General features: G+C 70.9%; 10 protein-coding genes. 3 read left to right on the top strand and 7 right to left on the bottom strand.

Annotated features, from left to right (window positions below; genetic code table 11):
• Positions 1 to 4 precede the first annotated feature (4 nt).
• Complete coding sequence (locus tag M3185_RS13945) at positions 5 to 676, top strand: GntR family transcriptional regulator (RefSeq protein WP_251334281.1); 672 nt, start codon at positions 5 to 7, stop codon at positions 674 to 676.
• A gap of 420 nt (positions 677 to 1,096) precedes the next feature.
• Complete coding sequence (locus M3185_RS13940) at positions 1,097 to 1,762, top strand: GntR family transcriptional regulator (protein WP_251334280.1); 666 nt, start codon at positions 1,097 to 1,099, stop codon at positions 1,760 to 1,762.
• Position 1,763: 1 nt separating this feature from the next.
• On the opposite strand, the gene M3185_RS13935 is transcribed toward M3185_RS13940, so the two are convergent.
• The 4 genes from M3185_RS13935 to purU all read right to left on the bottom strand — a co-directional run bounded on the left by M3185_RS13935 (position 1,764) and on the right by purU (position 6,867).
• Positions 1,764 to 2,648 carry a bifunctional 5,10-methylenetetrahydrofolate dehydrogenase/5,10-methenyltetrahydrofolate cyclohydrolase gene (locus tag M3185_RS13935; protein ID WP_251334279.1) on the bottom strand — a complete coding sequence of 295 codons (885 nt, stop codon included), beginning with the start codon at positions 2,646 to 2,648 and terminating at the stop codon, positions 1,764 to 1,766.
• Complete coding sequence (locus M3185_RS13930) at positions 2,645 to 3,268, bottom strand: cyclodeaminase/cyclohydrolase family protein (protein WP_251334278.1); 624 nt, start codon at positions 3,266 to 3,268, stop codon at positions 2,645 to 2,647. Before M3185_RS13930 ends, M3185_RS13935 begins: the two co-directional genes overlap by 4 nt.
• Before the next feature lie 143 nt (positions 3,269 to 3,411).
• Positions 3,412 to 5,904: a GcvT family protein gene (locus tag M3185_RS13925; protein ID WP_251334277.1), complete on the bottom strand. Its 2,493-nt coding sequence runs from the start codon at positions 5,902 to 5,904 to the stop codon at positions 3,412 to 3,414.
• Between the two features lie 42 nt (positions 5,905 to 5,946).
• Positions 5,947 to 6,867: a formyltetrahydrofolate deformylase gene (gene purU / locus M3185_RS13920; RefSeq protein ID WP_251334276.1), complete on the bottom strand. Its 921-nt coding sequence runs from the start codon at positions 6,865 to 6,867 to the stop codon at positions 5,947 to 5,949.
• A gap of 102 nt (positions 6,868 to 6,969) precedes the next feature.
• Here purU and M3185_RS13915 point away from each other — a divergent pair, with 102 nt between their 5' ends.
• Positions 6,970 to 7,671 (top strand): GntR family transcriptional regulator, encoded by a 702-nt coding sequence (locus M3185_RS13915; RefSeq protein WP_251334275.1) that lies wholly within the window; start codon positions 6,970 to 6,972, stop codon positions 7,669 to 7,671.
• Positions 7,672 to 7,837: 166 nt separating this feature from the next.
• On the opposite strand, the gene M3185_RS13910 is transcribed toward M3185_RS13915, so the two are convergent.
• Genes M3185_RS13910 through betT form a run of 3 tightly spaced genes read right to left on the bottom strand, consistent with a single transcriptional unit; the run spans position 7,838 to position 13,148 of the window.
• Positions 7,838 to 9,466 (bottom strand): GMC family oxidoreductase, encoded by a 1,629-nt coding sequence (locus M3185_RS13910; RefSeq protein WP_251334274.1) that lies wholly within the window; start codon positions 9,464 to 9,466, stop codon positions 7,838 to 7,840.
• A gap of 32 nt (positions 9,467 to 9,498) precedes the next feature.
• Positions 9,499 to 10,992 (bottom strand): aldehyde dehydrogenase family protein, encoded by a 1,494-nt coding sequence (locus M3185_RS13905; RefSeq protein WP_251334273.1) that lies wholly within the window; start codon positions 10,990 to 10,992, stop codon positions 9,499 to 9,501.
• Positions 10,989 to 13,148, bottom strand: a complete 2,160-nt coding sequence (gene betT, locus M3185_RS13900; protein ID WP_251334272.1) for a choline BCCT transporter BetT — start codon at positions 13,146 to 13,148, stop codon at positions 10,989 to 10,991. The genes M3185_RS13905 and betT overlap by 4 nt, the downstream gene beginning before the upstream one ends.
• Positions 13,149 to 13,247: the final 99 nt, after the last annotated feature.

Here is a 13,247-nt window from a genome sequence, read left to right as displayed (position 1 = left end):
CGTCATGAGTGCGATCGCCGTCAGCGGCTATACCGGCACCGCTCCCGCCTCGCTGGCCGACCAGGCCTACAGCGAGCTGCGCGATCGCCTGACCATGCTCGAGATCCACCCCGGCGCCCCGCTCAACGACGTCCAGCTGGCCGCCGAGCTCGGGGTCGGCCGCACGCCCGTCCGGGAGGCGCTCAAGCGGCTGGAGACCGACCATCTCGTGGTGTCGTACCCTCGCCGCGGCACGTTCGCGACCAAGGTCGACATCACCGAGCTGTCCGACGTGTCCGAACTGCGGCGCCACCTCGAGCCGCTGGCGGCGCACAAGGCCGCGCTGGCAGCCCCTGTGGACGTCCGGCAACAACTGCGAGCGCTGGTCGACACCCTCGAGGGCCTGACGGAGGAGGCCCCGACGAAACAGGCCTTCCTGCGCACGGACCTCGCCGTCCACCGCCTGATCTACAAGGCCGCAGGCAATGCCCACCTGGAGGAGACGCTGGTGCGGCTGGACAATCTCGCCACCCGCATCTGGTGCCTGGTGCTGGACCGGGTGCCCCTGGCGCCCGGCCATGCGCACGAGCACGTGGAGCTGCTGGAGGCGATCATCGCCGGCCGGGGCGACCTGGCCGCCGAGCTGGCCCTCGAGCACGTCACCAGTTTCGAGCACACCATGCGCACCGCCCTGTGATCACCGGCGGGGCCCGGACGGGGGTCTCCTCCGGGCTCCTCCCGGGAGGCCTCTCCCCTTCCAGCAGCGCGGCCCTTCCGATCCGCCCCGCAGCGGGTCCGCCATGCCTGCTCCGACGTGTTGGCCGGACTGCCCGAGGAACCCGGGGGATGCCCGCCGGGTGACGGCCGACCGGACTTCGGGGTGCCCGGCGCCCCGCTGTTAGGGAGTGCGGGGAGGTCGTCCTCCGAGGTCCCCGGGGGATCGGGACGACGCCCCACCGATCCGCACGGAGCACTGACCTCCCGCGGTTTTATATACTGTGCCCGTATTAGTCCCCGAACTTTGGTATGGAGGAGGGCGGCACACGCGGAGCCTGCGTCCCGGGCCGTCCCGCCACTGCGCTTCCTCCGACGCGACCGGAAGGCGCGCAGTCCCGTCATGTCCCTCACGCCCACCGAAACCCCCGACCACCCTCTCTCCCTGGCCGAGCAGGCGTTCCTCCGGCTGCAGGACCGGCTGATCTTCCTCGACATCCCTCCGGGAGCGCCGCTCAACGAGGGGCGCCTCTCCCAGGAGCTCAACGTGGGACGGACGCCGCTGAGGGAGGCCATCAAGCGCCTGGAGTCCGAACACCTCGTGGTGACCTATCCGCGCCGCGGCACGTTCGCGACGACCGTGGACATCACGGCCCTGTCGGAGATCTCCCAGGTGCGCGAGGTCCTCGAACCCCTGGCGGCCCGCCTGGCGGCGGAACGCCGGGGCGGGGCGGCCCGGCCCCAGTTGGAGGAGCTCCGCGACGAGGTGCTGGCCCAGGGAACCGCGCAGCTGGGCGGGGATGAAGCCCTGCGCTGGGACATCGGCATCCACCGGGCCGTCTACGTGGGAGCCGGCAACTCCCACCTACGAGCCACCCTGGAGCGCTACAGCAACCTGGCCACACGCATCTGGTGCGTGGTCGCCGACCGGCTGCCCGCGCTCCAGGAGCACATCAGCGTCCACCACGCCCTGCTCACGGCCGTCCTGGAGGGCGACCCCGAGGAGGCCGGCACCATCATGTTCAACCATGTCCGGGACTTCGAGACCCACATCCGCCAGGTGCTGTGACTCAGCCTCCGCAGCGGGCGGCCGCGGCGGCCGGGGCCTCGCTCAGCTGCAGCGCTGCCTGCGTGGTGTGCAGCACGAGCAGGGCCGTGGTCACCGTGCCGACGCCGCCGGGAACCGGCGTGAGGGCGGAGGCGACGGCGGCCGTCGAGGTGGGCTCCACGTCCCCGACGAGCCGCCCGTCCTCGAGGACGTTGGTGCCGACGTCGACGACCACGGCTTCCGCACGCACCTGGTCGCCGGTGAGCAGATCGGGGCGGCCGACTGCGGCCACCACGACATCCGCCTCACGCGTGTACCGGTCCAGGGGCCGGGACCGGGAGTGGCAGACGGTGACCGTGGCGTCGCGCTGCAGCAGCAGCTGCAGGAGGGGCTTGCCGACGACCGCAGAGCGGCCCACCACGGTGACGTGCCGGCCCGCGACGGGCACGTCGTAGTGCTCCAGGATCTCCACGACCGCGCGGGCCGTGGCGGGGGCGAAGGCGTCCTGGCCCACGGTCAGACGCCCCAGGCTCAGAGGATTGGCGCCGTCGATGTCCTTGCCCGCGTCGATGGCGCCGATCAGTTCGTCGGCGTCCACGCCCGGCGGCAGCGGGGTCTGCAGGATGATCCCGTGGGTGGCGTCGTCGGCGCTCAGGCGCGTGAGCTCGGAGGCGATCCGTTCTGCGCGCGCGTCGGCGCCGAGGTCGACGACCGCGCACTCCACGCCGGCCTTCTCTGCCGCCCGGGCGATGGACCGGACGTACCAGAGCGTGGCCTCGTTGTCCGTGGCCACCACGACGGCCAGCCGGGGCACCACACCGCTCCCGCGGAGCCTGCTGACGTTCTCGGCGGTCTCGGCCCGCAGCTTCTGCGCGACCGGAGCCCCGGCCAGGGGCAGCGCGCTCATGCGGCCACCTTCTCCCGCACGCGGTCGGACACTGCCTGCGCCAGGACGATGGCGTTGTCGGCCCGGCGGACCTCCTTCTTGAACTCGGCCTGCGTCCGCTCGTCCTTGATGGCGCCGATGTTCATGTCCAGGGTGATGAGGGCGGTGGCGATCGCGGCCCGGGCCGCTTCACAGGCAGCGGCGACGTCGCTGATCACCTGGGGGTTGCTGATCTCCGCCAGCTCCTGCCCCAGCTCGACGACCTCCTCCGCCAGCTCGATCAGCCGGCGGGGCGGAGCAGCGGCCATGACGGTGGCCTCCTGGATCGCCGCGGACCTCGCGGTGCGGTCGCCCGGGGAGACCCGGGGAAGGCCGTAGGCGGCGATCACCGCCGCGAAGGCCTTCTCGTCCTCGTCGGCCACCTGCATCGTGGCCGGGATGATCTCGTCGGCCCGGGCGGCGATCCTGCGGGACCGGTCCTCGTGCTCGGCGTACTTGGCGCCCGTGGTGTAGCGCGCGACCATGGCGATCAGGGCGGCGCCCTGGGCCGCGTGCAGCGCCCCCGCGGCCCCGCCTCCCGGCGTGGGCGCGCGGGACGCCAGGCGTGACAGATAGTCGTTGATGGTTTCCGAGCCGATCATGGTCTGATCCCTTCGTTGGACGGTGGTGGGCGGCGGCAGCCGTCGTGGACGGTCTCCGCGGCGGAGGTGGTCTGCGGCCCTGACCCCGGTGGCGAGGCAGGGCCAGGGCCGCAGGTCTGGGGAGATCGGCGTGGCGGCTCGGGTCAGCCGCGCAGGCGCTTCATCTCCGGGTCGTAGAGCGGGTCGGCGGTCACCGTGGCAGGGATGCGGGTGCCGAAGTACTCGATCTCCACCGTGTCGCCGATCCGGACCGAGGACGGCAGGTAGGTGTAGGCGATCGGCTTGCCCACCGTGTAGCCGTAGGCGGCGCTGGTGACGTAGCCGACGGGCTCGCCCTGGTGGAAGACGGGCTCCTTGCCCAGCACGACGGACTGGGTCCGGTCGATCGTCAGGCAGCGCAGCCGCCGGTCCACGGTGTCCTCGCTGAGGCCCTCCAGGGCGTCCTTGCCGACGAAGGACTCCTTGGCGGCGCTCACGGCGAAGGACAGCCCGGCCTCGTACGGGTTGTGCTCGGTGGTCATGTCCGCGCCCCAGGACCGGTAGCCCTTCTCCAGGCGCAGCGCGGAGAAGGCGGCCCGGCCCGCGGCGATGATCCCGTGGCGCTGTCCTGCCTCCCACAGCACGTCCCACAGACGCTGGCCGTTGTCGGCGCTGGTGTAGATCTCCCAGCCCAGCTCCCCCACGTAGGACAGGCGCATGGCGGTCACGGGCACCCCGCCGATGCGGGCCTTCTTGGCGCGGAAGTAGCGCAGGCCGTCATTGGAGAAGTCGTCGTCGCTGACGGCCGAGACCACCTCACGGGCCAGCGGACCCCACAGCCCGATGCAGCAGGTCCCACCGGTCGTGTCGCGCACCTGGACCCACCCCCCGGGCACCGTGCCCTCGGTCTGCGCGCGCGCTTCGCGGGTGAGGTAGGCCAGGTCGATGTTGCCGTTGGCCCCGACCTGGAACGTCCGGTCGTCCAGGCGGGCGACGGTGACGTCGCTGCGGATCCCGCCGGCCTCGTCCAGCAGCAGGGTGTAGGTCACCGCGCCGGGCTTCTTGTCCATGTTCCCGGTGCTGAGCCGCTGCAGCAGGGCCAGGGCACCGGGGCCGGAGACCTCCAGGCGCTTGAGCGGCGTCATGTCGTACATGGCCACGGCCGTGCGCGTCTTCCACGCCTCGACAGCGGCGATGGGCGAGCTGAACATCTGCGACCAGGCGTCCCGGGCCGGCGGGCGCCACTCCGTCGGCAGCTCCTTCAGCAGCCGGGCGTTGGACTCGAACCAGTACGGCCGCTCCCAGCCGCCCGACTCCAGGAAGTAGCCCCCCAGCGCCTTATGCCGTGCGTGGAAGGGGCTGACCCGCAGGTCACGCGGGGACAGGCGCGGCTGCAGCGGGTGGAGGACGTCGTAGATCTCCACGAAGTTCTGCTGGGAGGTCTCGCTGACGTAGGAGGGGCTGAGCTGCACCTCCTCGAAACGGTTCACGTCGCACTCCCCCAGATCGGTCTCCGAGCGCCCCGTGGTGATCAGCTCGGCCATCGCCCGGGCCACGCCCGAGGAGTGGGTCACCCACACCGCCTCGGCGACGTAGAAGCCCTCGACCTGGGAGGACTCGCCCATGAGCGGACCGCCGTCGGGGGTGAAGGAGAAGATGCCGTTGAACCCGTCCTCGATCTCGCTGGTGCGCAGGCCGGGCAGCAGCTGCTTGGAGGCCTCCCAGGCGGGCAGGAAGTCCTCGGTGGTGAACTCCAGCCGGGAGGGCATGTGGTGCTCGTCGATCTCCGTGGGGGCGAAGGCCCCCAGGTCGTCCAGGTCCACCGGCATCGGCCGGTGGGCGTAGGAGCCGATGCCGTAGCGCTCACCGTGCTCGCGGTAGTAGAGGTCCTGGTCCTGGAAGCGCAGGATCGGCAGGCCGGCACCGTTGGGCAGTTCGTTGCGGCCCTTGAGGTCCTCCACCGGGGTGGTCTTGACGTACTGGTGGGCCAGGGGCAGCAGCGGCACGTCCATCCCGACCATCTGCCCGATCCTGGGACCCCAGAAACCGGCACAGGAGACCACGATGTCGGCCGGGATGACCTCGTCGGCGGTGCGGACACCCGTGACGCGTCCGTTGGACTGCTCCACGTCCACGACCTCCGTGGAGCCGCAGTAGGTGACCCCGGCCTCGGTGGTCCGCTGGATCAGCAGCTGCACGGCGCGAGCCGCCAGGGCCAGGCCGTCGCTGGGCACGTGCAGGCCGCCGAGCAGCAGCTCCTCGTCGAGCAGCGGGTAGAGCGCCTTGCACTCCGCCGGGCTCAGCAGCCGCCCCTCCATCCCCCACGAGGCGACGTACCCGTGCTTGCGGTGCAGGTCGGCCCATCGCGTCTCGGTGGTCGCCACCTCCAGACCGCCGACCTGGTTGAAGCAGCTCGTGCCGTCCAGCTGGAGGGACTTCAGCTTCTCGACGGTGTAGTTGGCGAACTTGGTCATGGTCCTGGACGGGTTCGTCTGGAAGACCAGCCCCGGTGCGTGGGACGTGGAACCACCGGGCATGTTCAGCGGGCCCTGGTCGAGCACGGTGATGTTGTTCCAGCCGCGGGCGACGAGCTCATCGGCCAGGTTGGTGCCGACGATCCCGGCGCCGATGATGACGATGCGCGGTGAACTGGACATGTGTTTCTCCTGAGATGGGTGCGATGAGGAAACTGTTGGTGTTCAGCGGAAGACGACGGTGCTGGCACCGTCCAGGACCACGCGGTGCTCGCAGTGCCAGCGAACCGCACGGGAGAGAGCCAGGGCCTCGGCGTCCTGGCCGACCGTGGCCAGCGCGCGGGGATCGTGGGTGTGGTCCACGCGGATGACCTCCTGCTCGATGATGGGGCCCTCGTCGAGGTCGGCCGTGACGTAGTGAGCGGTGGCACCGACGAGCTTCACGCCCCGGGCGTAGGCCTGGTGGTAGGGCCGGGCCCCCTTGAAGCCGGGCAGGAACGAGTGGTGGATGTTGATGGCCCGGCCCGCCAGCGCCCGGCAGAGGTCGTCGGACAGGATCTGCATGTAGCGGGCCAGCACGACGAGGTCGATCCGGTGCTCCTCCACGAGGGCCAGGAGCTGCCGCTCCGCGCCGTCCTTGGTCTCGGCAGTGACCGGGATGTGGAGGTAGGGCAGTCCTGCGGCCTCCGCCATGGGGCGCAGGTCGTCGTGGTTGGAGACGACCAGGGCGATCTCACCGCCGAGACCACCGGCGCGCCAGCGGAAGATCAGGTCGTTGAGGCAGTGCCCGCTCTTGGACACCATGACCATCAGCCGCGGCGGAGTCGGGTCGTGGAAGCTGTAGCTCATGCCGAACTGCTCCGCGATGGAGGAGAAGTCCTGCTCCAGTCCTCGACGGGTCAGCCGGGGCGATCCGGTGAAGGCGGTCCGCAGATGCACGACGCCGCGCACCGGATCGTCGAACTGCTGGTGCTCCTTGATGTTGCAGCCCTGGTCGAGCAGGAACTTCGTGACGGCGTGGACCACTCCCGGCCGGTCGGGGCACCTGGCGGCGAACACGAACTGGCAGCGGGTCTCCCCGGTGGCCGCGTCCGCAGGAGCCGCCTGGTGGCCGACCGGTGCCTCAACCTTCTCCACGAGAGTCATGGAAGCCTCCTCAACACATGTACACCTGAAGTGTGCGACTTATATATTAGACTTTCCTGTAGCGTAGGTAACACCGGCCGACCGGTCAAGGGTCGGCCGGAAATGAAGCTGGGAGGACCCGTGACCGTGGGCAGCATCGGGGCAGAGCGGACATCACCGCAGCGGGCGTCGTTGGCCGGGACCGCATATGCGGCCATCCGCGACCAGTTGCTGACCCTGCAGATCCGCCCCGGCGAGCCCATCAACGACGAGGTCCTGGCCAGGAGCCTGGGCATGGGGCGCACACCGGTGCGGGAGGCCCTGAAGCGCCTCGAGGTCGACCGCCTGGTGGTGAGCTACCCCAAGCGGGGGACCTTCGCCACGCGTGTGGAGATCACCGATCTGGCGTATGTCTCCGAGATCAGGCTGCAGCTGGAGCCGCTGGCCGCCGCTCGTGCCGCCCGGGTGGCCACCCCCTCCATGCGCTCGGAGCTGGCCGGGATCCGGGAGCAGGTCGGCGCCTTCGACATCGACCGCGCCAGCGTCACGGAGATCCTGGCCTGCGATGCCATGGTCCACCGGGCCGTCTACCAGGCCGCGGGCAATCCGCACCTGGAGGACACTCTCATCCGCTACAACAACCTCGCCACCCGGATCTGGTGCCTGGTCATCGACCAGCTGCCCCGCCTGACCGAGCACGTCCACGAGCACTTCGAGCTGCTGCAGGCAGTCATCGACGGCAACGAGGACAGGGCCTCCGGGCTCGCTCGCCACCACATCGAAGGCTTCGAAGTGGCGGTGCGCTCGGCCTTGTTCGCGGCATGACGGGTCGTCGTGCGCCCGGGCGTGCCGCCCGCTCCGGCCTCGCGCGGGCCGGAGCGGACGAGCAAGGGGGCGGACCGGCTCCGCCCGGGCGCAGCCAACGGGCCCGGCCCCTCCCCCAGGAGGTGCCGGGCCCGTTCGCTGTGCCGGAGGCGTGGGCGGCGCGCTCTCAGACCTCGGTCGCCACGAGTTCCTCCGCCTGGTCCACGGCGCGGTCGGCCACGATGAGCTCCGCCGCCCGCTCCCCGATCATGTAGACGGTGATGTTCGGGTTGACGGTGACCAGCTCCGGCATCACCGAGGCGTCGGCCACCCGCAGGCCCTCGACGCCCTTGACCCGCAGCTGCGGGTCCAGCGGCGACATCGCGTCGTCGGCCGGGCCCATCCGGCAGGAGCCGGCCGGGTGGTAGACGGTGTTGTGGGTGCGGCGGACGTAGTCGGCCAGCTCCTCGTCCGTCTGCACGTCCTGGCCCGGGAACAGCTCCCGCCCGGCCCACTCGGCCAGCGCCGGCTGCGCCACGATCTCGCGGGCCTTGCGGATCCCGGCGATCATGATCCGCATGTCGTAGCCCTCGGGGTCCGTGAAGTACCGCGGGTCCACCCGGGGCTTGTCGCGGAAGTCCCGCGAGCGCAGCCGCACCGTGCCCCGGGAGCGGGCGTGGGTGACGTTCGGGGTGAGGCAGAAGGCGTTGTCGGCCGTCGGGTAGCCCTGCCGGTAGGTGTGCATGTCGAAGTTGACCGAGCCGTAGTGCATCATCAGGTCCGGCCGGTCGGTGTCGGGGTCCACCTGGGTGAAGATCCCAGCCTCCCACCACTGGGTGGACTCGGTGACCATGGGCTTCTTCGCCTCCCACTGGATCACGCCCTCGGGGTGGTCCTGCAGGTTCGAGCCCACGCCGGGGGCGTCCACGAGCACGTCCACGCCGACCTCGCGCAGGTGCTCGGCCGGGCCGATCCCGGAGAGCATCAGCAGCTTCGGGGTGTCGATGGCCCCGGCGGAGACGACCACCTCGCGGCGGGCGCGCACGGTGCGGCCGGTGCCGAAGGCGTTGTCCACGACCTCGACGCCGACGGCCCGGCCGCCCTCGATCACCACGCGCTTGGCCTGCGTGGAGTGCAGGATGGTGAGGTTGCCCCGGTCCGCGACCGGGTGCAGGTAGGACACCGAGGCCGAGGCGCGGGTGCCGTCGGGCCTGCGGTTGATCTGGAAGAAGTTCGCGCCGTTGACCACGGTCTTGCCGGTGTTGAACGGGGTGCGCGGGATCCCGGCCTCCTCGCAGGCCTCCAGGACCGCGACGCCGCAGGGGTCGCCGTCCGGGACCTGCATGAGGTGCACGGGCCCGTCGTGGCCGTGGTGGGCACCGGGGTCGTCGTTGGTCTCGAGCTTCTGGTACAGCCGGAAGGCGGTGCCGGCGTTCCAGCCCTCGGCGCCGAACTTCTCCTCCCACTCGTCCATGTCCTCGGAGGGCGCCCAGAAGGCGATGCAGGAGTTGTGCGACGAGCACCCGCCCAGCACCTTCGCGCGGGCCATGCGCATGAAGGAGTTGCCGTTCTCCTGCTCCTCGAGCGGGTAGTCCCAGTCGTAGCCGGACTCCAGCAGCTCCATCCAGCGGCTGAGGGTCAGCACCTCGTCGATGTTCTTGTCGTGGGGCCCGGCCTCGATCAGCCCGACGGTCACGTCCGGGTCCTCGGACAGCCGGGCGGCGACGACGGCTCCGGCGGAGCCCCCGCCGACCACCAGGTAGTCGAACTCCTGGGGGGCGTCCTGGGGCGCGGGGGTGGAGCTGGGAACGGTCATGTCGTGTCTCCTTCGGAGGATCGGGTGCGGCTTCAGTGCTGGGAGAACCAGCCGGTGACGGCGGGTGCGGTGTTCTGGTAGACGTGCTTGAGCTCCTGGTACTCGCCCAGTCCGGTGGGGCCGAGCTCGCGGCCGATGCCGGACTGCTTCATCCCGCCCCACTCGGCCTGGGGCAGGTAGGGGTGGTAGTCGTTGATCCACACCGTCCCGGCCCGGAGCCGGGACGCCACGCGGTGGGCCTTGCCGGCGTCGGCCGTCCACACGGCCCCGGCCAGGCCGTAGTAGGTGTCGTTGCCGATCTCGACGGCCTCGTCCTCCGTGGTGAAGGTCTCGACGGTCACGGTCGGGCCGAAGGCCTCGTCGTGGACGCAGTCCATCTCGCGGGTGCAGCGGTCGATGACGGTGGGCGGGTAGAAGAAGCCCTGCGCCAGGTCCAGCGACCCGTCGGCGGAGGCCCCGGTGGCGTAGGCGCCGCCGGTGCGGATGCGGGCGCCCTGCTCCCGGGCGCACTCGACGTAGGCGTGGACCTTCTCGCGCTGAGCGGCGGAGATCAGCGCCCCGGTCTCGGCCTGCTCGTCGAAGGGCCCGCCGAGGCGGATGCCCTCGGCCCGCCGGACCAGCTCGTCGACGAAGCGCTCGGCGACGGACTCCTCGACCACCAGCCGGGCCCCGGCCGAGCAGACCTGGCCGGAGTGCACGAACGCGGCGTTGAGGGCGTTGTCCACCGCGGCGTCGAAGTCCGCGTCGGCGAAGACGATGTTGGGGTTCTTCCCGCCGAGCTCCAGGGCGATCTTCTTGACGGTCGGCGCGGCCGCGGCGGCGATCGCCCTTCCCGTGAGCACGCCGCCGGTGAAGGAGACGAGGTCCACGTCCGGGGAGGAGGACAGCGGGGCACCGGCCTGCGCACCGGCGCCGAGCACGAGGTTGGCCACGCCGTCCGGCAGGCCGACCTCCTGGAGCACCTCCATCATGAGGATCGCGGTGTGCGGGGTGAGCTCGGCGGGCTTGAGCACGAACGTGTTGCCCGCGGCCAGGGCCGGGGCGATCTTCCACACGGCCTGCAGCAGGGGGTAGTTCCACGGCGTGATCAGGCCGCACACGCCCACCGGCTCGGTGACGACCTTCGAGACGACGTCCGGGTTCCCGGCGTCCACGATGCGCCCGGTCTGCTCGGCGGCGATCTTGCCGAAGTAGGCGAAGCAGGCGGTGATGTCGTCCATGTCGATCTCGGACTCGACCAGGCGCTTGCCGGTGTCGAGGGACTCGGCGCGGGCGAACTCGTCCTTGCGCTCGCGCAGGCGCTCGGCGACCCTCAGGAGCAGGTCGCCGCGCTGGGCGGCCGGCACCGAGGACCAGCGGCCGTCGTCGAAGGCGCGGCGGGCCGCGGCGATCGCGCGCTCGGTGTCCTCCGCGGTGGCCTCGGCGACGACGCCGACCTCGGTGCCGTCGGCGGGACAGACGATGGTGCGGGTGCCGCCCTGGGCGGCTGCCTGCCACTGACCGTCGATGAACAAAGTGGTGCTCACGGTTTAACCTCCTTGACCGCGGGGATCTGCCCCGTCGGCACGTCGTGGATGTCGGTGGACCAGTCGGGGTGGCCCTGTGCGCCGTCCTGGATCTTGGACGGGCCGGCGTGGATGCTCAGGAAGGCCAGGTGCGCCTCCCAGCTGTCGAGGACGTCGTTGATGACCTGCTCGTGGCTCCAGTCCATGACGTCGGTGCCCTGGGAGCCGGTCTCGTTGAAGACCTCGAGGCGGTAGTAGAGGTCCGAGTCGGGGTTGGTCCGGTGCCCGCCGAATGCGGGCACCGGGGTGGCCACCGGATAGACCTGGTAGCAGAAGTCCCGGTCCTCGCCCATGCGCACGCTGAGCGTGTGCTCGGAGAGCCCCTGGTAGCCGACCACCGAGCTGGTGAGCTCGGCGTCGCGGCCCTGGGCCTTGAACTCCTCGACGACCTCCGTCAGGGCGGGGAGCAGCACCTGGTCCTCGTAGCGGCGCACCGCCCTCGGGCCGGGGAACGAGCCGATCCGGGAGAGCCTGCGGCGCCAGTGGCTGTCCGGACCGGGGATGCGCGAGGCCGCCGCGGAGCGGCGCGTGGAGCTGAGCCCCTCGCGCTGGGAGCGCTCGGCGCGCAGCGCCTTCCAGAACCCGATCATCACGAGGTACATCACGACCGAGAAGGGCAGGCCGATGATCAGCGTGGCGGCCTGCAGGGTGGCCACCCCGCCGACCAGCAGCATGGCCAGGGTCAGCAGCCCCGTGGCGGCGGCCCAGAACACCCGCAGCCACTTGGGCCCGTCCTGGGTGGGGTCCTGGATGGTCGAGGTGAAGGTGGACATCACCAGCGCTCCCGAGTCGGCGCTGGTGACGTAGAACAGCAGCCCGGCCAGTGACGCGAGCGCGATGAGCAGCGGGGCACCCGGGTACTGGTCGAGCAGGGAGTAGAAGGCCCGCTCGGGGGTGTTCATGGCGACCTGGCCGAAGGCGTCGTCGCCGCCCGTGACGATCGCCAGGGCGCTGTTGCCGAAGACCGAGACCAGGATGAGGATGAACACGAACGGCACGGTCAGGGTGGCGACCACGAACTCGCGCAGGGTGCGGCCGCGGGAGATGCGCGCCAGGAACAGTCCGACGAACGGCGCCCACGCGACCCACCAGGCCCAGAAGAACAGCGTCCATCCCGCCATCCACTCCGCGGCGCCCGTGTAGGCGAAGGTGTCCAGGGTGATCCCGGGCAGCGCGGCCACGTAGTCGCCGAGGTTCTGCACCATGGCGTCGAGCAGGAACGAGGTCCGGCCGGCCACGAGCAGCCAGACGACGAGCGCCACGGCCATCAGGACGTTGAGCTCCGAGAGCCGGCGGATGCCCTTGTCCACGCCCGAGACGCACGAGGCGGTGGCCATCACCACGGCCACGACGATCAGCCCGATCTGGGCGGCGACGCCCTCCTCGATCCCGAACAGCAGGAAGAGGCCGTAGTTGAGCTGCACCACGCCGATGCCCAGGGAGGTGGCCACGCCGAAGATCGTGCCCAGCAGCGCGGCGATGTCCACCGCGTCCCCGGCCCGCCCGTGCACCCGCCGCCCGATCAGCGGGTAGAGGGCCGAGCGGATGCTCAGCGGCATGTTCCAGCGGTAGGCGAAGTAGCCGAAGGCCATGCCCATCATGGCGTACATCGCCCACCCGCTCACGCCGTAGTGGAACAGGGTCCACACCACCGCCATCCGGGTGGCCTCGGCCGTCTCGCCGTCCCCGGTGGGCGGGCCGTAGTACTGGGTGACCGGCTCCGCCACGGAGAAGAACAGCAGGTCGATGCCGATGCCGGCCGCGAAGAGCATCGCGGTCCAGGTGAACAGGTTGTACTGCGGCTTGGAGTGGTCGGGGCCCATCTTGATCCTGCCCTCGCGGGAGAACGCCACGACGAGCACGAAGACCGTCACCACGGTGGCGGTCAGGACGTAGAACCAGCCCATGTTGGTGGCGATCCAGCCGACCACGGCGCTGATCACGGTCGAGGCCTGCTCCGGGGAGAAGATCGCCCACAGCGAGAACAGGACGATGGTCGCGCCCGAACCAGCGAACACCGTGCGGTTCACGGTGGGCCGGGACCGCGCGCCGGGCGGATCCTCGCTGCCGGGCGGCTCCTCGCCGCCCGAGGTGCGTTGCTGCAGGACGGAAGTCATGGGACGAGTCCTCCTGGGAGTGGTGGTCCGGGTTGGAGTCCGACCGTTCCGCGGCCCTGCGCGGAACGGTCGGGGCGGGCACGTCGTCGTGCCCGCGAG

Source organism: Kocuria rosea, from assembly GCF_023715525.1.
GTDB classification, from domain to species: Bacteria; Actinomycetota; Actinomycetes; order Actinomycetales; family Micrococcaceae; genus Kocuria; species Kocuria rosea_A.
Note: the sequence above shows the minus strand (reverse complement) of the source record. Positions and strands in the feature narration are given on the sequence as shown.

What these genes read in the sequence shown, in the direction of transcription:
- M3185_RS13930 (WP_251334278.1), bottom strand. Translation starts at nt 3,268, where the DNA reads ATGATCGGCTCGGAAACCATCAACGACTATCTGTCACGCCTGGCGTCC.
- M3185_RS13940 (WP_251334280.1), top strand. Translation starts at nt 1,097, where the DNA reads ATGTCCCTCACGCCCACCGAAACCCCCGACCACCCTCTCTCCCTGGCC.
- betT (WP_251334272.1), bottom strand. Translation starts at nt 13,148, where the DNA reads ATGACTTCCGTCCTGCAGCAACGCACCTCGGGCGGCGAGGAGCCGCCC.
- purU (WP_251334276.1), bottom strand. Translation starts at nt 6,867, where the DNA reads ATGACTCTCGTGGAGAAGGTTGAGGCACCGGTCGGCCACCAGGCGGCT.
- M3185_RS13925 (WP_251334277.1), bottom strand. Translation starts at nt 5,904, where the DNA reads ATGTCCAGTTCACCGCGCATCGTCATCATCGGCGCCGGGATCGTCGGC.
- M3185_RS13945 (WP_251334281.1), top strand. Translation starts at nt 5, where the DNA reads ATGAGTGCGATCGCCGTCAGCGGCTATACCGGCACCGCTCCCGCCTCG.
- M3185_RS13910 (WP_251334274.1), bottom strand. Translation starts at nt 9,466, where the DNA reads ATGACCGTTCCCAGCTCCACCCCCGCGCCCCAGGACGCCCCCCAGGAG.
- M3185_RS13935 (WP_251334279.1), bottom strand. Translation starts at nt 2,648, where the DNA reads ATGAGCGCGCTGCCCCTGGCCGGGGCTCCGGTCGCGCAGAAGCTGCGG.
- M3185_RS13915 (WP_251334275.1), top strand. Translation starts at nt 6,970, where the DNA reads ATGAAGCTGGGAGGACCCGTGACCGTGGGCAGCATCGGGGCAGAGCGG.